At 71.9% G+C, this 17534-nt stretch carries 16 protein-coding genes; 6 read left to right on the forward strand and 10 right to left on the reverse strand.

The window, feature by feature from the left end:
• Nucleotides 1-97 precede the first annotated feature (97 nt).
• Nucleotides 98-859 (reverse strand): SDR family oxidoreductase, encoded by a 762-nt coding sequence (locus tag CHC05_RS28730; protein ID WP_245871274.1) that lies wholly within the window; start codon nucleotides 857-859, stop codon nucleotides 98-100.
• 51 nt (nucleotides 860-910) lie between these two features.
• Between CHC05_RS28730 and CHC05_RS28735 the strand changes: the two genes are divergently transcribed.
• The gene (locus CHC05_RS28735; protein ID WP_089253732.1) at nucleotides 911-1423 is read left to right on the forward strand and encodes a GNAT family N-acetyltransferase; all 513 of its coding nucleotides are present in this window, start codon (nucleotides 911-913) and stop codon (nucleotides 1421-1423) included.
• 109 nt (nucleotides 1424-1532) lie between these two features.
• On the opposite strand, the gene CHC05_RS28740 is transcribed toward CHC05_RS28735, so the two are convergent.
• A complete protein-coding gene (locus tag CHC05_RS28740; RefSeq protein WP_089253733.1) occupies nucleotides 1533-1832 on the reverse strand; it encodes an antibiotic biosynthesis monooxygenase family protein in 300 nt (99 codons plus the stop codon).
• Between the two features lie 347 nt (nucleotides 1833-2179).
• Between CHC05_RS28740 and CHC05_RS28745 the strand changes: the two genes are divergently transcribed.
• On the forward strand, nucleotides 2180-3181 hold the full coding sequence (locus tag CHC05_RS28745) for a TerC family protein (protein WP_425426861.1): 1002 nt from the start codon (nucleotides 2180-2182) through the stop codon (nucleotides 3179-3181).
• A 322-nt stretch (nucleotides 3182-3503) separates the two neighbouring features.
• Here CHC05_RS28745 and CHC05_RS28750 read toward each other — a convergent pair whose 3' ends face one another.
• Nucleotides 3504-4367 carry a C40 family peptidase gene (locus tag CHC05_RS28750; protein ID WP_089253734.1) on the reverse strand — a complete coding sequence of 288 codons (864 nt, stop codon included), beginning with the start codon at nucleotides 4365-4367 and terminating at the stop codon, nucleotides 3504-3506.
• Between the two features lie 240 nt (nucleotides 4368-4607).
• On the reverse strand, nucleotides 4608-5681 hold the full coding sequence (locus CHC05_RS28755; RefSeq protein WP_089253956.1) for a mandelate racemase/muconate lactonizing enzyme family protein: 1074 nt from the start codon (nucleotides 5679-5681) through the stop codon (nucleotides 4608-4610).
• 47 nt (nucleotides 5682-5728) lie between these two features.
• Here CHC05_RS28755 and CHC05_RS28760 point away from each other — a divergent pair, with 47 nt between their 5' ends.
• The gene (locus tag CHC05_RS28760) at nucleotides 5729-6523 is read left to right on the forward strand and encodes a tyrosine-protein phosphatase (protein ID WP_089253735.1); all 795 of its coding nucleotides are present in this window, start codon (nucleotides 5729-5731) and stop codon (nucleotides 6521-6523) included.
• A gap of 17 nt (nucleotides 6524-6540) precedes the next feature.
• On the opposite strand, the gene CHC05_RS28765 is transcribed toward CHC05_RS28760, so the two are convergent.
• A complete protein-coding gene (locus tag CHC05_RS28765; RefSeq protein WP_089253736.1) occupies nucleotides 6541-7341 on the reverse strand; it encodes a serine hydrolase in 801 nt (266 codons plus the stop codon).
• A 73-nt stretch (nucleotides 7342-7414) separates the two neighbouring features.
• Here CHC05_RS28765 and CHC05_RS28770 point away from each other — a divergent pair, with 73 nt between their 5' ends.
• On the forward strand, nucleotides 7415-8104 hold the full coding sequence (locus tag CHC05_RS28770; protein ID WP_089253737.1) for a class I SAM-dependent methyltransferase: 690 nt from the start codon (nucleotides 7415-7417) through the stop codon (nucleotides 8102-8104).
• On the opposite strand, the gene CHC05_RS28775 is transcribed toward CHC05_RS28770, so the two are convergent.
• Both CHC05_RS28775 and CHC05_RS28780 read right to left on the reverse strand, forming a co-directional pair.
• A complete protein-coding gene (locus CHC05_RS28775) occupies nucleotides 8073-8939 on the reverse strand; it encodes a lytic transglycosylase domain-containing protein (RefSeq protein ID WP_089253738.1) in 867 nt (288 codons plus the stop codon). The genes CHC05_RS28770 and CHC05_RS28775 overlap by 32 nt on opposite strands.
• Nucleotides 8940-8986: 47 nt before the next feature.
• Nucleotides 8987-10450: a VTT domain-containing protein gene (locus tag CHC05_RS28780; protein WP_089253739.1), complete on the reverse strand. Its 1464-nt coding sequence runs from the start codon at nucleotides 10448-10450 to the stop codon at nucleotides 8987-8989.
• 129 nt (nucleotides 10451-10579) lie between these two features.
• Here CHC05_RS28780 and typA point away from each other — a divergent pair, with 129 nt between their 5' ends.
• Nucleotides 10580-12448, forward strand: coding sequence for a translational GTPase TypA (typA, locus tag CHC05_RS28785; protein WP_089253740.1), 1869 nt, complete (start codon nucleotides 10580-10582; stop codon nucleotides 12446-12448).
• A 108-nt stretch (nucleotides 12449-12556) separates the two neighbouring features.
• The gene (locus tag CHC05_RS28790; protein ID WP_089253741.1) at nucleotides 12557-13753 is read left to right on the forward strand and encodes an NAD(P)/FAD-dependent oxidoreductase; all 1197 of its coding nucleotides are present in this window, start codon (nucleotides 12557-12559) and stop codon (nucleotides 13751-13753) included.
• Here the strand turns inward: CHC05_RS28790 and CHC05_RS28795 are convergent.
• Genes CHC05_RS28795 through CHC05_RS28805 form a run of 3 tightly spaced genes read right to left on the reverse strand, consistent with a single transcriptional unit; the run spans nucleotide 13750 to nucleotide 17375 of the window.
• Nucleotides 13750-14142, reverse strand: coding sequence for an OsmC family protein (locus CHC05_RS28795; RefSeq protein WP_089253742.1), 393 nt, complete (start codon nucleotides 14140-14142; stop codon nucleotides 13750-13752). The genes CHC05_RS28790 and CHC05_RS28795 overlap by 4 nt on opposite strands.
• Before the next feature lie 16 nt (nucleotides 14143-14158).
• On the reverse strand, nucleotides 14159-15373 hold the full coding sequence (locus CHC05_RS28800; RefSeq protein ID WP_089253743.1) for an alpha-hydroxy acid oxidase: 1215 nt from the start codon (nucleotides 15371-15373) through the stop codon (nucleotides 14159-14161).
• 22 nt (nucleotides 15374-15395) lie between these two features.
• Nucleotides 15396-17375: an ATP-binding protein gene (locus CHC05_RS28805; protein ID WP_089253744.1), complete on the reverse strand. Its 1980-nt coding sequence runs from the start codon at nucleotides 17373-17375 to the stop codon at nucleotides 15396-15398.
• Nucleotides 17376-17534: the final 159 nt, after the last annotated feature.

Consider the following 17534-nt stretch of genomic DNA (forward strand, 5'->3'; position numbering starts at 1 on the left):
ATGTCGGCTTGGTTCGCGAGCATCGACAGGGCGTGGCCCGGTCGTTGGCGGGTGGGCTGCCCCGGTGGCGCGCGGCGGACTCGGCGGTCGCGGTTCGTCAGCCGTAGCGGTTGAAGCCGCCCTCCGAGTCGATGACCTGGCCGGTGACCCAGGACGCGTCGGGCGAACAGAGCCATCCGACCAGCCGCGCGGCGTCGTCGGGGGTGCCCCACCTGCCGCCGGGGAAGAGTCGGGCCGCGGCGGCCTGGTCGTCGGGCGTGGCCCAGCCTGTGTCGGTCGGTCCGGGGTTCAGGCAGTTGATCGTGATGCCGCGGTGCATCAGCAGGGTGCCGAGCTGCTGGGTCAGGTTCTCCACGGCGGCCTTGCTGACCGCGTACGGGATCTCGCCCGTCATCGGACCCAGCCGCTGGCCGCTGGAGAACAGCACGACCCGGCCGGCGCCGCGGTCGTGCGCGGCGGCGTACGCCTCGATCAGCAGCATCGTTGCCCGCACGTTGACGATCAGGTGCCGGTCGATCTCGCCAGCGTCGAGGTTGCCGAAGGTGTTGCTGGTCGAGTACGTGTGCACCGCGACCAGCGTGTCCACCCGGCCGAACCGTTCGACGGCGGTGCGCACCAGCGCGGCCGGGGCGGCGGGGTCCGTCAGGTCGCAGGGGGAGTAGTGGTGCGGGCCGCCGGTCAGGTCGGCCATGATCGCTGGGACGCCGTCGGGGTCGCCACCATAAGGCTGGTCGTCGTCGTAGGACGCGAACCCACTCAACAGCAGCTGATGCCCGTCATCGGCCAGCCGGCGCGCGACCGCGGCGCCGATGCCCGCCCGCCTGCTGACCCCGGTCACGAGCGCCACGCGATCCGTCATCGGGCGACTAAAGCACATGTCGATCTCTTGGCGCGCGCCTAATATGGCGCGATGCCCGAACTCCATCGGCTCGCCGCCGGTCATGCCGACGCTCTGCTCCGGTTCGAGCGCGAGAACCGGGCCTACTTCACGCGGTTCATCTCCGACCGCGGCGACGCGTACTTCGCCGAGTTCGCGGCGCGCCACGCGGACCTGCTCGCGGCCCAGGCCGCCGGCTCGGACCACCTCCACCTGCTGATCGACGACGACGGTCAGACGGTGCTCGGCCGATTCAACCTGGTCGACGTGGCCGACGGCAGTGCGGAGCTCGGCTACCGCGTGGCAGAGCACGCATCCGGCCGCGGCGTCGCGACCGACACGGTCCGCCAGGTGTGCGACCTGGCCCGGGACAGCTACGGCCTGCGGCGCCTGTTCGCCTCCGCGGCGCTGGACAACCATGGTTCGCTGACGGTCCTCCGGCGCAACGGCTTCACCCCGATCGGCGAGGTCGACCTGCCCGGCCGCCCAGGCCTACGGCACATCCGCGACCTCCAACCAGCCGCGTCCCCGGCCGTGACCCCCTAAGGCAATGCACGATCCAGGGTCGACCTCGTCCCGACGTCCGACTGCGCGGACGCGAACGGCCGCCGACGACCCAAACGTCCGCTGGTCGCCGGCGGACCGAGACCCGCCGTCAGGCGTCGGTCGGGACGTCCGTGAAGTGTTCGACCAGTGGGGGAGCGGCGAAGTACGGACCGATCAGCGCGCGCCATTCGCCGAACCGGTCCGAGGCCCGGAAGTTCTCCAGGTGGGCCTCGACGCTGTCCCATTCCACGAGCAGGACGAAGCGCGACGGTGACTCCACGCCGCGGGTCATGCGGATGGAGCGGAAGCCGGGCGTACCCCGGACGATCGGGTGGGCCTTGCGGTAGGCGGCGGCGAACGCCTCCTCCTCGCCCGGCCGGATGTCGATCAGCGCAACCTCGAGGATCATGGTCGGAAGCCTCCCACGACCCGGCGGTGACATCCGAAACATCCTAGGACGCCGTACGCGGGGTGTGATGTCGCACCAGATCACAGGCGAGTCGCGATGGTCGATGTGTCAAAACCGGGTCCCATGGGGGAGAATGGCCCTCGAGGAGGGGAGTATTCCCCCGCAGGCGTTGTCGTCAGCACGGCAGTCGCCCGGCGTGAGCCGGGCGTCGACCCGGCACCGTCGGTCGCAGGGCCAAACCAGGCCCGGCGATGGAAGAGACCTCCCGACAGTCACGACCCAGCACTTCGTCAATCGGCGATGTGGTGTGCCTGCCGGAGGTCTATTTGAACGCGCCGTCCTTGCACATAACCCCGCTCGTCTGGGCCATCACCCTCGTGGTGATGGTCGCGGTCTTGCTGGCCGATCTTTTGATCATCGGTCGACGGCCACACGAGCCGAGCATCAAAGAGTCGACGATCTGGGTTTCGATCTATGTCGGCCTTGCCCTGTTGTTCGGGCTGGGGTTGTGGTTCACATCGGGCGCCACCTTCGCCGGTGAGTTCTATGCCGGCTGGCTGACCGAATACAGCTTGAGTGTCGACAACCTGTTCGTGTTCGTGATCATCATGTCGCGGTTCGCCGTGCCCAGACATCTGCAACAGGAAGTGCTGCTGGTCGGCATCATCCTGGCGCTGGTGATGCGCGGCGGGTTCATCGCCGCCGGTTCGGCGCTGATCAGCCAGTTCTCGTGGGTCTTCTACATCTTCGGCGCGTTCCTGGTCTACACGGCGATCAACTTCGCGCGGCAGGGTGAGCCCGAGGAAGACGACTTCAAGGAGAACATCGTTATCCGATGGGTACGGCGTGCCGTCCCGTTCTCCCGCGACTTCGACGGCGCCAAGCTCACGACCACCGACACCATGGGCAAGCGCCTGTTCACGCCGATGCTGGTCGTGATGGTCGCGATCGGCACGACGGACCTGATCTTCGCGCTCGACTCCATCCCCGCGATCTTCGGCGTGACCAAGGAGCCCTACCTGGTCTTCACCGCCAACGTCTTCGCGCTGATGGGCCTCCGCCAGCTGTACTTCCTGCTCGGCGGCCTGCTCGACCGGCTCGTCTACCTCAACATCGGCCTGGCCTTCGTGCTCGGCTTCATTGGCGTGAAGCTGGTGCTCGAGGCGCTGGCCGACAACAACCTGCCGTTCATCAACGGCGGCGAGCACATCAGCTGGGCACCGCACATCCCGATCTGGCTGTCCCTGACGGTCATCCTGGGCACGCTCCTGGTAGCCACCATCGCGAGCCTCGCCAAATCGGCCCGAGACAAACGCAAGGAACGCGAGCTGACCGCCGTCGGCAGCTGAGCCAGCCACAACGACGACCCCCGCCAGCCCCGGCCGGCGGGGGTCGTCGCATCTTCGTCGCCGATCGGCCCGGGCTCCGCCGGAAAGCCGGACGCGCCGGAAGCCGAACGCTCAGAATGCCGAAAACGCCGCTCCCGGTGTTGGCCGGGGCGGCGTTCTCAGGTGTCGGTGTGCAGGTCGCCTCTCGGCGAGTGGCGCGACGCGGCTCCAGCCTGACGGTATTCCGCGACGGCAATTTAGGTGAGGCCCGGGGACACTGAACACACCGACACTGATCACAACCACGGACCCGCCAGGACCATTCCCGGGGGTACGGGCGAGCTCAGCCGGCCACCCGGTGCGCCGCGACCAGGGTCGCCTCGCGGGCCTCCGGGAGCGGCTCCTCCACCACCCGCCGCTGCGTGTAACAGGCGTGCAGCATCCGCCGGTTGCCGGTCACGATGCCCACGTGGTGGATGCGGCGGCCGGGGCGGGCGAAGAAGTACAGGTCACCCGGGCGCTCCGAGCCCAGCCCCACCGACTCCGTCGCCTCGGCCTGGTCGGCGGCGTCGCGGGGGAGGACCACCCCGCACCGGCGCCAGGACAGGTGCACCAGACCCGAGCAGTCGATGCCGTACGCGGAGAGCCCGCCCCACACGTACGGCACGCCGCGCAGTCGGGATGCCACGTCGAGCGCTGCGGCCGGCTGGCCGACAGTGGTCACGTCAGCGGCCGCCACCCACATCAGGCCGTCGCCGGCGCCGACCGGCCACCAGCCGTCCACGAGCTCACCGAGCGGCACCAAAAGGGTGCCGATCATGACGTTGGCCAGCACCACCGGGCCGCCGGGGGTGGCGCGCAGGTCGGTCGAGGTCGCGTCGACGACAAGGGTGGTGTCGTCGCGCGCGGGGGTTTCGCCGGCCAGCAGGAGCTGCTCGGTCGGGATCCAGCCCGGGTAGCCGCGCGTGTCGCGGGCGCCGGGCTGCTGCAACGCGACCACCTGGGCCCAGCCGTCGTCGCGTACCTCGTCGACGCGGACCCGCTCACCCAGCAGGAGCTGGCTCAGCACGCCGTCGCCGATCTGCTGCTCGGCCGACATCGACGCCACCCAGGAGGGGATGTCGGCGGTGCGCCCGAGCGCGCAACTGTCAATCGGACGAACCGCGTCGGGTGTGGACCACAGTGTCGCGACGGCCACTCGAACCATCGCGTCGCTGCCTGCCCGCACCTCGCGCTGCCTGTCCGTTAGCACTCGCCCGCCCCCCGTCCGCACCGCCGACGGGGTCCCCACCCCTGTCAGTCAGGCTACGAAAGTCTTCGCCGTCACTCAATCGCCTGCTGGAACTCTCCTTCATTCTGCCCACATGGCCGACCCCGATCGCCCGACTGGACAGTCGTTCCATCCCGTGAGACAAAAACGCGTTTCGGCGACAACCTGGACGGCGTACTAAGGATTCAGGCTCAGCCCGAGCCCGGGCTCGGAGGGCAGGATCACCGTGCCCGGCTCGTACGTCAGGCCGCCCGTCACCGGCGAGCTCGCCAGCCACCAGGCGGCATCCAGGTCGGCGACCGAGGTGGTGCCGTAGGCCGCGACCAGGCTCGCGGCGGCACCCACCCCGACCGGGCTCTCCATCATCGTGCCGACGATCGTGCCCATGTCGTGCGCCTCGGCCAGGGAGAGCAGGGTGCGGGCCGGGCCGAGTCCGCCGCATTTGGCCAGCTTGACGTTGACCATGTCGGCGGCGCGGTTGCGGATCACGGTGACCAGGTCGCGGATCCCGTAGACCGACTCGTCGGCGAGGATCGGCACGTCGACCCGGTCGGTGACCCAGCGCAGCCCCTCGATGTCGCGGTGGTGCACCGGCTGCTCGACCAGCTCGAGGTCGGCGCCGAGGTCCTGGGCGGCGCGGATGATCCGGACCGCCTCCTTCGCGCCCCAGCCCTGGTTGGCGTCGAGCCGGATCCGTGCCCCGGCGCCGGCCGCCGCGCGCACGTCGCGGATCCGGGCGAGGTCGGTCGCCGGGTCGGCACCGACCTTGACCTTCAGGACCGTGAAACCCTCCGCGACCCGGGCCCGGGCGGCGTCCGCGACGCCGATCTCGTCGGCCGCGGTCAGCGTCACGTCGGTCGGCACCCGCCTGGCCGTGCCTCCGAGCAACCGCGCCAGGGGTACGCCGAGGCGCCGCGCGGCCAGGTCGTGCAGCGCGACGTCGACGGCCGCCTTCGCCGCCTCGTTGCCGGCGACGGCTCCGGCGGTCAACCGGGTGAGCGCGACCAGATCGTCCGGGTCCCGCCCGACCAGCAGCGGCCGCAGGATGGACGTGACGCACGCCTCCGAGCCGGCCAGCGAGGCCCCGGTCACCTGCCAGACCTGCGGTGCCTCGCCGAAGCCGGACCGGCCGTCCCCGTCGACGATCTCGACGATCAGCGTCTCCACGGACGTCGCCCGGCGCAGCGCCGTGACGAACGGCGTGTGCAAGGGGGCGCGTACCCGATGGGTTCTGACATCCTCGATCGTCACGTAGGGCACCCTATCCGGAGGGGCTGAGAGTGACGGAAGGATCGTCCATGGCGGTGGAATGGTCGTTGTCGGGTGCGCCGAACGCCCGTGACCTCGGTGGTCTCGTGGGAGCCGGCGGGCGTCCGGTGCGGGCCGGCGCGCTGATCCGGGCCAGCGGGCTGGGCCGGCTGGTCGACGACGACCTGCCGACGCTGACCAAGCTGGACCTCGCGTGCGTGGTCGACCTGCGCAGCGCGAACGAGATCGAGGTCGCCCCGCCCGACCGGCTGGCCGGCGAGCCGCGGATCGTGCACATCCCGATCCATGACCCGAGGCACCCGGTCTTCACGTACGTCTCGGCGGTGATGCTCGGTCACGACCTGTCCGCGTACGAGGCCCTGGCCCGCGAGGGCACCGTCGGCGCGATGGAGGCGATCTACCGCTGGTTCGTCGCGGACCCGATCGCGATCGAGGCGTTCAGCCGCGCCGTGCGGACCGTCGCCGAGGCGGACAACCTGCCCCTCCTGTTCCACTGCAGCGCCGGGAAGGACCGCACGGGCTGGCTGACGGTGATCCTGCTCACGGCCCTGGGCGTCGACGCGGCGACGATCCGCGCGGACTACCTGCGCACCAACGACCTGGCCGACGGCGTCAACGAACTGATCATGAGCGCCATGCTGGGCCGCCGCCCCGGTCTCGACCTCGACGCGATCCGCCCGGTCCTGGAAGCACGCGAGACCTACCTCGACGCGGCGTACGACGAGGTCACCCGACGCCACGGAGACATGGACACGTACCTCCGCGATGCCCTCGGCATCGACGATGCGCTACGCACCGACCTCCGGGACCGCCTCCTCGACTGAGCCCGGGCGCTACGCGGTCAGCGGGCCTGCCAGGCTGCCGCCGACACCGAGGCGACCAGGGCGCAGGCCTCGTCGTCGGGCAGCGTCGTCGTCGTGCAGACCACCACCGTGTACGGAGGTGCGTCGTCCGGGAAGACCACGCCGGCGCCGTGGCGTACCCCCGTGATCCAGCCGTTCTTGTGGGCCACCCGGGTGCCTTCCGGCAGGCCGGCGACCAGGTCGTCGCGGTGTTCGTTGGCCTCCAGCAGCGCGAGCACCTCGCGCCGCGCCGCGGGCGGGACCAGGTCGCCGGCCACCACCGCGCCGAACAGCGCGGCCAGGTCGCCGGCGGTCACCAGGTTGTCGATCCCCGCGAGGCGGGCGGCGCTGTCCTCGATGCCGCGGGCCGTGACGCTGTGGGTGGCTCCGGTCAGCCGCCACACCGAGTTCACCGCCGGCACCCCGACCGCGCCGAGGCACAGGTTGGTGGCCAGGTTGCCCGATCGCACGATCATCTGGCGGGCCAGGTCGCGCAGCGTGCTGGTGCCGCCGAGCAGCGCCCACGTGGCCGTGTCGCTGTCCTCGGCCGGGTCGTTGGCGAAGGGCTCCGCGCCGGGCAGCGCCGACTCGTGTCTGTTGTGGACCGGCACCGGCGCGTCGAGGTCGAGGCCCGCGCGGTGCAGGGCGACCAGCACGCCCACCTTCATCGTGCTCGCGGCGTAGTGCGTCGCGTCGGCCAGCCGTGCGTAGACCGGCGGCCCGCCGACCGGCCCGACCCAGGCGGAGGAGGTGCCCGGCGCGGCGGCCAGCGCAGAGTCGATCTTGTCCCAGCTAGTCATCGGCTCCGACGATAGTGTGCGCTGTCCGCGAACATCGGCCCGCCCGGCCCGGTCACGGGGTTAGCGTGCCGGCATGACCGCCCCTCCCGCGTACGACGCCTATGCCGACTGGTACGAGGACTACACCCGGGTCGCTTCGTCCTATATGGAGCGCATCCAGGCACACCTGGTCGACCTCCTCGGCCGGGGCGACGGGCGCTGCCTCGACCTGTGCTGCGGCGGGGGAGGGCAGGCCGCGACCATCCGCGGGCTCGGCTGGACCCCCGTCGGCGTGGACCTCTCCCAGGGCCAGCTCCGCTGGGCGAAGGGCCGGCTCCCGGTGGCCGCCGCCGACGCCACCCGGCTGCCGGTCAGGGACAGCAGCGTGCCGGCCGTCGCCTGCGTGCTGGCGCACACCGATCTGCCCGACTACGCGGCGGTGCTGCGCGAGGCGGCCCGGGTGCTGGCGCCCGGCGGCCGGTTCGTGCACGCGGGCGTGCACCCCTGTTTCGTGGGTGCGTTCGCCGACCGCTCCGACGCCGACCTGATCACGATCAACACCCGCTACGCCGAGACGGCGCGCACCTTCGACGCCTGGGCGCCGCACGGCGTGCGGGCCCGCGTCGGTGCCTGGCACGTGCCGCTGGCCGACCTGCTCAACGCCGTCGCCGACGCCGGGCTGCGGATCGACCGGGTGGCCGAGTCGAGCCCGAACGGGATCGCCGACACCTTCGCGTTCCGGGCGGTCAAGGTCAGAAGTCGAGGCACTCACAGTTGGTCATGAGCGAGCGCACGTTGTCGACGTAGCCAGGGTTCGGGATGACCAGGCCCGCAGGGGTGTCGACCGCGCCCGGCCCGAAGTTGTACGCCGCGATCACCACGTTGAGCAGGCACAGGTCCGAATGGTCGGCACAGTCCGCGGCGGAGACCGAGTAGTCGCTCTCGAAGTAGGCGTCGCCGAAGTACTTGATCAACCAGGCCAGGTAGTTGGCGCCGAGCTGCGCGTTGTCCCGGTACGCGTGGAGGTCGTAGTTCTTCTCGAAGCGCTGGTTGACGAACTCGGCCGTCGGCGCCATGACCTGCATCAGGCCGACGCCGCCGTCGCAGGCGATGACGTTGGACTGCCAGCCACTCTCCTGCCAGGCCGTGGCCTTGACCAGGTCGAGCGGCACCTTGATGCTCGGCGCGCTGTTCGGCCAGTACGTGATGGCGGCGGCATCGGTCAGCGCGGTCTTGACGTCGGCCTGGGTCTGCCGCGCGCCCAGGTAGCGGGGCCGCGTGCAGCCCGGGTCCGGCGGCGGCGCCTTCGACGGGAGCTTCTCGGTCGTCGGACGACGCGGCGGGCTCTTCTTGGTGGGCTTCGGGCGCGGCGACGGCGGAGTCGTCGTGGCAGCGGGCGCGGCACCGAGGCCGGCCGCGGTCTTGGCCTCGGCATCCGAGGAAGAGGAGGAGGACGAGGAGTCGCCGGCGTCCTGCTCGCTCGAACCGGCCGCGGCCACCTGCTGGACGCCACCGCCTCCAGCGGCCGAGCCACCGCTGCCCCGCTCGTCGCAACCGGTCACCAGCAGCGCCAGCGCCACCGCACAGACCGTGATCGAAAGACGACGTGACCGTCGCATCGCACCTCCCCGCGTGACGGGGGGACGCTATCAGCCGCGGTGCGTTCCTATCGCCCCGGTTGCGGCGCCGGAGCCAGCCCGCCACCGTCTGAACCGGACAGTTCGGGCGCCGCGTCGGGAGCGTCGAGCGGCGCCTCCACGTACCCCGTCGGCTCCTCGCTCGTCCCGTCGTCCCGGCTCGCGAAGGCCACCATGAAGAAGAGGGTCCACATCACCCCGAGCAGCACCGAGGTCGCCGTCTCGCTGGCCACGCTCCACCCGAGATAGAGGCGGGCGCCGCTGAGGCTCACGATGGCCGCGGCCGCCACCGTCCAGAGGGCCACCCGCAGCGGCCAGCGCCGGCGCCGGGACAGCAGCCAGGCCAGCGTGCAGAAGCCGGCGGTGATCACCGCGTTCTGGCTCGGGAACAGGCCCGACACCGAGGAGCTGGCCGGGGTCAGGTCGCCGGCCCGGGTCAGGTCGGAGATCACCGCGAGCAGCACCAGCGGCACGAACGCGCCGGCGGTGGTGACGACGGTGACCAGGTCGCCACGCAGGGACCGGTGCCGCCAGGCGAGCAGGACCGCGACCAGCGCGACCACCAGGATCAGCAGGGAGCCGCGCAGGATGCCGAGGGTGTCGCGGGCGGCGTCGACGACCGGGTCGGTGCGGCGCAGCGCGAACCAGCCGGCGATGTTGTCGTCGATCACGCTCAGGCCGCTCTGGTCGACGGCCCACTTCATCACGAACGCGAGCCCGAACCCGATGCCGAAGAGCAGCGCGACCCCGGCGACCAGGTTGGCCAGCAGCGCCCAGCCCCGGCCGAGCCGCATCGTGAGCAGGAAGAACAGCACCCCGAAGCGCTGGTTGACCCAGCCCAGCGGCGGCAGGGCGCCGGCCCGGGCGACCAGGGCCCGCCACGGGTCGGGGTTGCGGCCCAGCCAGCGGCCGGCCAGCACGATCACCACGATCGTCAGGAGCAGGATCGCCACCGCGCCGGTGGCCTTGCCCAGGTATTCGGAGACCGTCTCGTAGGACTCGCCGGCGACGTAGCCGACCAGCACCGACGTGCTGACGAAGAGCAGGACCCCGGGCACGTTCCAGACCACGAACCGGCGGTACGGCATGCCGGCGGCACCGGCCAGCCGTGGCACGAGCGTGCGGCCGAAGGCGACGAACCGGGCACCCAGGACGCCGCGGCCGCCGAGGCGGTGCAGCATGCCCTCGGCCTTGGCCCAGCGCTCGGCGCCGACCCGCTCGCCCCAGCGCCCCTCGCGCAGCCGGGTGCCGTAGCGCCGGCCCGCCCGGAAGGCCAGCGAGTCACCGAGCAGCCCCGCGACCACCATCAGCCCCAGCGTCACCCGCAGGTCGAGGGTGCCCGTGAAAGAGAGAAACCCGACGAGCAGCAGCGTCGCCTCGGCCGGGAAGACCAGCCCGAGCAGCACCGCGGTCTCGCCCGCGATCAATGTGAAGGCGATCACGTAGATGACGGCTGGCGGCAGATCTGCCAGCCGTGTCAGTAGATCGACCATTGCGTCCCCCGGCCCACCGGTCCAGCATGCCAGCGCGGGATGTCGGAAAATAGCGGATAACCAGAGATCCGGGCCACCTCCGGGATACCCCGACGGGGTCGCCGCGCGCGCACCCGGGAGGATGGAGGCATGCCGACCCGTTCCGATCTCCGCAACGTCGCCATCGTGGCCCACGTCGACCACGGCAAGACAACTCTTGTCGACGCGATGCTGCGCCAGGGCGGCCAGTTCCATGCCCGCAACGAGCTCACCACCGACCGCATGATGGACTCGATGGATCTCGAGCGCGAGAAGGGCATCACCATTCTCGCGAAGAACACCGCCATCACGTACGCGCCTGCCGAAGGCGACCCGGTGGTCATCAACATCATCGACACCCCGGGCCACGCCGACTTCGGCGGTGAGGTCGAGCGCGGCCTGACCATGGTCGACGGCGTCGTCCTGCTGGTGGACGCCAGCGAGGGCCCCCTGCCGCAGACCCGGTTCGTGCTGCGCAAGGCGCTCAAGGCCCGCCTGCCGATCATCCTGGTGATCAACAAGGTCGACCGGCCGGACGCCCGCATCAAAGAGGTCGTCGACGACACGTACGAGCTGTTCCTGGATCTCGACGCCGACGACAGCCAGATCGACTTCCCGATCGTGTACGCCTGCGCCCGCGACGGCATCGCCTCGCTCGGCCAGCCCGTGGACGGCACGGTGCCGACCGACAGCGACTCGCTGGAGCCGCTGTTCCAGACGCTGCTCGACACCATCCCGGCGCCGTCCTACGAGGAGGGCGCACCCCTCCAGGCGCACGTGACCAACCTCGACGCGTCGCCGTTCCTCGGCCGGCTGGCCCTGTGCCGGGTCCGCGAGGGCACGATCCGCAAGGGTCAGACGGTCACCTGGTGCAAGATCGACGGCACCACCGAGCGCGTCCGGATCTCCGAGCTGCTGATGACCGAGGGCCTGGAGCGCAAGCCGGCCGAGTCCGCCGGCCCCGGCGACATCATGGCCGTCGCCGGCATCCCGGAGATCATGATCGGCGAGACGCTGGCCGACGCCGAGGACCCGCGCCCGCTGCCGCTGATCACCGTCGACGAGCCGGCGATCTCGATGACCATCGGCACCAACACCTCGCCGCTGGTCGGCAAGGTCAAGGGCGGCAAGGTCACGGCCCGGATGGTCAAGGACCGCCTCGACCGCGAGCTGATCGGCAACGTGTCGCTGCGGGTGCTCCCGACGGACCGCCCGGACGCCTGGGAGGTCCAGGGCCGCGGCGAGCTCGCCCTGGCGATCCTGGTCGAGCAGATGCGCCGTGAGAACTACGAGCTGACCGTCGGCAAGCCGCAGGTGGTCACCCGGGAGATCGACGGGAAGACCTGCGAGCCGGTCGAGCGGCTGACCATCGACGCCCCGGAGGAATACCTCGGCGCGATCACGCAGCTCCTGGCCACCCGCAAGGGCCGGATGGAGCAGCTGGTCAACCACGGCACCGGCTGGATCCGGATGGAGTGGCTGGTCCCGGCCCGCGGCCTGATCGGCTTCCGCACGGAGTTCCTCACCGACACCCGCGGCACGGGCATCCTGCACCACGTGTTCGAGAGCTACGAGCCGTGGTTCGGCGAGCTGCGTACCCGGGGCAACGGCTCCCTGGTGGCCGACCGGTCCGGTTCGGTGACCGGCTTCGCGATGCTCAACATCCAGGAGCGCGGCACGTTGTTCGTCGAGCCTGGCACCGAGGTGTACGAGGGCATGATCGTCGGCGAGAACTCCCGCTCCGACGACATGGACGTCAACATCACCAAGGAGAAGAAGCTCACCAACATGCGGGCGTCCACCTCGGACGAGACCGAGAAGGTCATCCCGCCGCGGAAGCTCTCCCTGGAGCAGGCCCTCGAGTTCTGCCGCGAGGACGAGTGCGTCGAGGTCACCCCGACCTCGGTCCGGATCCGCAAGGTGGTCCTGGACCAGACCGCCCGCGGCCGGGCCGCCGCCCGCCGCAAGCACGCCGGCTGACCTTCCGCACGCTCAACGGGGCCGCACCGTCGATGTTCGACCGTGCGGCCCCTTCACAGTGGACGATGATCGCTCCATCATGGCTCGGGGAACCGAGTAAGGGGTGACATGGCGGATCTGTCGTACGACGTCATTGTGGTCGGTGCGCGTTGCGCGGGGTCGCCGTTGGCGATGCTGCTGGCCCGGCAGGGCCATCGGGTCCTGCTGGTGGACCGCGCGACCTTTCCGAGCGACACGGTGTCGACCCACGTCATCCACCCGCCGGGCGCGGCCGCGCTGGGCCGGTGGGGCCTGCTCGACCAGGTCGTGGCGACCGGCTGCCCGCCCGTGGGCCGCTACTCGTTCGACTTCGGGCCGGTCACGCTGGCCGGTGCGCCGGGCGACGCCGAGTCGCCCTACGCGTACGCGCCGCGCCGCCAGCTGCTCGACAAGATCCTGGTGGATGCCGCCGCGGCCGCCGGCGTCGAGGTCCGTGCAGGGTTCACCGTCGACGAGGTGCTGGTCGACGACGGCCAGGTGACCGGCATTCGCGGGCACGACCACGGCGGTGCGTCCGTTGTGGAGCGGGCCCGCGTGGTGGTCGGCGCCGACGGCCGCAACTCGGTGGTGGCCAAGACGATGGCGCCACCGGTCTACGAGGACCGGCCCGCGCTGACCGTCGGCTACTACTCCTACTGGAGCGGCCTGCCCACCGACACGTTCGAGGCGTACAGCCGGCCCGGCCGGGGTTGGGCGGTCTGCCCGACGAACGACGACCTGACGCTGGTGATCGGCGGCTGGCCGCACGCGGAGCTCGCCGAGCACCGCAACGACGTCGAGGCCGAGCTGATGGCGACGTTCGAGACGTCGCCCGCGTTCGCCGAGCGGATCCGCCGCGCCAAGCGCGAGGAGCGGATCGTCGGCACCTCGGTGCCGAACTACTTCCGGCTGCCGTACGGGCCGGGTTGGGCCCTGGTCGGCGACGCCGGCTACTGCCGCGACTTCATCACGGCGCAGGGCATCACCGACGCGTTCCTCGACGCCGAGCGGCTCGCCGAGGCGCTGGAGGCGGCGCTGGCGGGCAAGGAGGCCTACGACTCGGCCCTGGCCGGCTACCACGCCGCCCGCGACACCCGCGCGATGCCGGTCTACCAGATGACCCTGCAGATCGCCGCTCTCCAGCCGCCGGACGAGCAGATGGTCCAGCTCGTCTCGGCGATCGCCGGCAAGCAGGACGCGATGGACGCCTTCATGCGCCTCAACTCCGGCGTCACGTCACCGGTGGAGTTCTTCGCACCGGAGAACATCGGGAAGCTGGTGGGCTAGCGCCCCCGGCGGACCGGCGCACCGAGGCGGAGGGCGCGGGGGATCTCGGCGATCTCGTCCACGTGGACCACGAGGCGGGCGAGGTCCTCGGTGGCCTCGGCGGAGTCCACCTCGACGGTGTACGTGATGCCGGTCGACGCCCAGGTGTCGTCGTCGAAGCCGCCCCGGGCGGTGACCCGCACGCCGTCCAGCACGAGGCCGCGGGTGGCGGCCTCGCGGTAGAGGTCGTTGAGCACGCAGCCCGCCGCGGCCAGGTGCAGCAGGTGGGCACCGGTGAAGTCGGCCTCGACCGTCACGCCCTCCGGCGTCCAGCGGTGCGGGAAGTGGACCACCGACCCGTCCTCGGACCGCAACGAGCCGGCGCCGACGGCGACCGCGAACTGTTCCACGTGCTTTCCCCCTGGGCTACGGCCGGAGGCGTACGCGATCCGGTCCGAGCTGGTCGATGGTGCGAGCTCCGAGCAGGGCGAGCGTACGCCGCACGTCCGCGCGCAGGATGTCGAGTGCCCGGGTGACACCGTCCTGGCCGCCGGCCATCAGCCCGTACAGGTACGCCCGGCCGACCAGGCAGGCCCGCGCACCGAGCCCGACCGCGGCCACGACGTCGGCACCGTCGAGGACCCCGCCGTCGAGGTAGACCTCGGCCCGGCCACCGACCGCCTCGACGACGGCCGGGAGCACCTCGAGCGGGGTGGCGACGCGGTCGAGCTGGCGGCCGCCGTGGTTGGACACGACGACGGCGTCGGCGCCCGCGTCCACGACGGTCCGGGCGTCGGCGGCGTCCAGGACGCCCTTCACGATCAGCGGCCCCGTCCAGACGTCCCGCAGCCAGGCCAGGTCGGCGAGCGTGATCGACGGGTCGAAGACGCGGTCGACCAGGTCCGCGAGGGCGCCGTCGGTGCTGTCCAGCGAGGCGAACCGCAGTGGCGGGGTGCTCAGCAGGTGCCACCACCAGGAGGGGTGGCGGCCCATGTCGACCAGCGTGCGCAGCGTCAGGTTCGGCGGGATGGTCAGCCCGTCGCGGACGTCCCGCAGGCGCGAGCCGGACACCGGGGTGTCCACGGTCAGCATGAGCGCGCGGAAGCCGGCGGCCGCGGCCCGGGCCACGAGGTCTTTGGTGGCCGCCCGGTCCCGCCAGAGGTAGAGCTGGAACCAGCGCTCGCCGCTCCCGGCCAGCTCCTCGGGAGCGACGGTGCCCATCGTGGACAGCGTGTACGGGACCCCGGTGGCCGCGGCCGCTGCGGCGACGGCGTGCTCGCCCTCGTGGTGCATCATCCGGGTGAAGCCGGTCGGCGCGAGGACCAGCGGGAGCGCGGCGGGCCGCCCCAGCAGGGTGGTGCCGGTGTCCACGTCGGACACGTCCCGCAGCACCCGGGGCCGGAACTCGACCCGCGCGAACGCGGCCCGGCTGCGCGCGTGGCTCAGCTCGCCCTCGGCGGCGCCGTCGACGTAGTCGAACGCCGCGCGCGGGGTGTGCCGGCGGGCCAGCGACCGCAGGTCGGCGATGCTGGCCGCCCGCCGGACCCGCGCGCGGCGCCGCCACGCCGGCACCTCGACCCGCACCAGCGGCCGAAGCTCGGACCAGCGTGGCACCTGCCGCCGCACGTGCCGCTCACCCATCGACGAGAGCCTACGCCCGGCGTCAGAGCTCCAGCACGTCGTCCAGGGCCAGGCTCGCGCCCTGGGTGGTGAGCCGGCGGTACGGCTCGTCGCCCAGGTCGCTCCGGAGGCGCTCGGCGGTCTCGGCGTGGGATTCGCGGTCGATGCCCCAGACGTCACTGCCCAGCACGCCGCGTACGCCCAGGGCCGCACCGAACAGGGTCGCGGCGCGGTCGGTGTCGCCCGTCCGCTCGGCGACCGCGGCCAGGGCGTCCAGCGCCCGCGGAATGGTCTCCCGGCTGCCGAACCGTACGGCCCGGTGCAGCGCGTCGCCGATCTCCCGGCCGGCCGCCGCGAAGTCGCCCTGCCCGAGGTGCGCCCGCCCGAGCGCGACGAGGCCGTTGCTCAGCAGGGCGTCGTCCTCCATCTCGGCCGCGTACCGCTCGCCCTCCTCCAGCGGGGCGATCGCGTCGTCGGCGCGGTGCATGGTGACGCGGGCCGAGCCCAGCGCGCATAGGGCGAAGCTCAGATACCAGGGGTCGCCCAGCCGCCGGAACGTGTCGACCGCTCCGGAGAGCTGGCGTTCGCCGTCGGCCGGGTCGGCGGGGACCCGCATGAGACCGAGCGCGACCGATGCCGTCGCCGCCTCCCGCTCGGCGTCCTGCCGGGCGAACCGCTCGTGCGCGGCGGGCAGCACGTCCGCCGCGCGGGCGTAGTCCCCGCGCAGGAAGGCCATCATGCCCAACACCAGCCGGGCGTGCGCGCGCGTGCCCTCGGGCAGGCCCGGTCCCGACCCGAGGACCCGCTCCATGGCGTCCTCGACGTCGGTGGCCAGGCCCTGGGTGAACAGCACCGGCCAGATCGCCAGCCCCATCCGTACCGCCGAATCGGTGTCGCCGGTGGCGAGGAACCACTGCAGCGCCGCGCGGAAGTTGTCGTGGTCGGCGACGCACAGCTGCACGAGCGGCCGGATCCGAGGGTGGCCCGCGACCGCCGCGCCGACGTCGAGGGTCTGCTGGCGGAAGTACTCGGCGTGCCGCTGGCGCAGGTCGTCGGCCTCACCCGCGTCCGTCAGGCGGCCGGTCGCGAACTCCCGCACGACCTGGAGCATCGCGAAGCGGGGCTCTCCGTGCACGGAGTGGTCCGGCCGCAGCAACGCCTTGTCCACAAGGGACGAGATGCCGTCGAACACCGGGGCCGCCGGGTCGGCGCCGCAGATCGCCTCCGCCGCCTCCAGCCGGAAGCTGCCGGCGAACACGCCGAGGTGGGTGAACAGGAGCTGGTCGGCCTGGTCGAGCAGGTCGTAGCTCCAGGCGATGGTCGAGTGCAGCGTGCGCTGCCGGGAGGGCAGGTCGCGGGCGCCCGGCGCGAACATGTCGAAGCTGTCCTCCAGCCGCCGCAGCAGGTCGTCGAGCTCCAGCATCCTGGTGCGCGGCGCGGCCAGCTCGATGGCGAGCGGGAGGCCGTCGAGGCGGCGGCAGATCTCCGCGATCGTGCGCACCTCGGCGTCGTCGAGGCGCAGGTGCGCGCCCGCCGCCTCCGCCCGGTCGGCGAACAGCGCGACCGCGTCGCAGTGCCTGGCGTGGTCGGTGCTGTCCGACCAGTCGGGCAACCCGAGCGCCGGCACCTCGAACACGTGCTCCCCGCTGAGGTGCAGGGGCTCCCGGCTGGTCACCAGCACCGTCAGGCCGGAGGTACGCGTCACGAGCTCGGCGATCACCGGGGCCGCGTCGACGACGTGCTCGAAGCTGTCGAGCAGGAGCAGGACCCGGTGCGCGTCGACGGCGCCGACCAGCGCGTCGAGCAGCGCGATCCCGGGTGTCTCGGGGACGCCGAGCGCGGCGGCGATCGCCGGTGGCACCTGCGACGCGGCGGACAGCTGGTCGAGGTCGACGGTGGCGACGGAGGCGAACTCGGGTGCGACCGCCGCCACGAGCTCCACGGCCAGCCGCGTCTTGCCGATCCCGCCGGGCCCGACGAGCGTGACCAGCCGGGTCTGCGGGTCGGTCGACAGCGCCCGCAAGGTTTGCAGCTCGTGCCGGCGCCCGACGAACTTGTTGGTGGCTGCTCGATGGCCCGGCGCGCGGCGACCCGGGCGTCCGCCAGCTCGTTCATCGTCGAGCTGACGAAGACCCGAAGGCGTTGGTCGGGCGTGCGGATCTCGGTCATGAGGGCCGTCCAA

This window comes from Asanoa hainanensis, assembly GCF_900188485.1.
In the GTDB taxonomy this organism is placed as follows: domain Bacteria; phylum Actinomycetota; class Actinomycetes; order Mycobacteriales; family Micromonosporaceae; genus Asanoa; species Asanoa hainanensis.

Coding starts and splice junctions, on each gene's coding strand:
- CHC05_RS28730 (WP_245871274.1), bottom strand. CDS start 859: ATGACGGATCGCGTGGCGCTCGTGACCGGGGTCAGCAGGCGGGCGGGC.
- CHC05_RS28735 (WP_089253732.1), top strand. CDS start 911: ATGCCCGAACTCCATCGGCTCGCCGCCGGTCATGCCGACGCTCTGCTC.
- CHC05_RS28740 (WP_089253733.1), bottom strand. CDS start 1,832: ATGATCCTCGAGGTTGCGCTGATCGACATCCGGCCGGGCGAGGAGGAG.
- CHC05_RS28750 (WP_089253734.1), bottom strand. CDS start 4,367: ATGGTTCGAGTGGCCGTCGCGACACTGTGGTCCACACCCGACGCGGTT.
- CHC05_RS28760 (WP_089253735.1), top strand. CDS start 5,729: ATGGCGGTGGAATGGTCGTTGTCGGGTGCGCCGAACGCCCGTGACCTC.
- CHC05_RS28765 (WP_089253736.1), bottom strand. CDS start 7,341: ATGACTAGCTGGGACAAGATCGACTCTGCGCTGGCCGCCGCGCCGGGC.
- CHC05_RS28770 (WP_089253737.1), top strand. CDS start 7,415: ATGACCGCCCCTCCCGCGTACGACGCCTATGCCGACTGGTACGAGGAC.
- CHC05_RS28775 (WP_089253738.1), bottom strand. CDS start 8,939: ATGCGACGGTCACGTCGTCTTTCGATCACGGTCTGTGCGGTGGCGCTG.
- CHC05_RS28780 (WP_089253739.1), bottom strand. CDS start 10,450: ATGGTCGATCTACTGACACGGCTGGCAGATCTGCCGCCAGCCGTCATC.
- typA (WP_089253740.1), top strand. CDS start 10,580: ATGCCGACCCGTTCCGATCTCCGCAACGTCGCCATCGTGGCCCACGTC.
- CHC05_RS28790 (WP_089253741.1), top strand. CDS start 12,557: ATGGCGGATCTGTCGTACGACGTCATTGTGGTCGGTGCGCGTTGCGCG.
- CHC05_RS28800 (WP_089253743.1), bottom strand. CDS start 15,373: ATGGGTGAGCGGCACGTGCGGCGGCAGGTGCCACGCTGGTCCGAGCTT.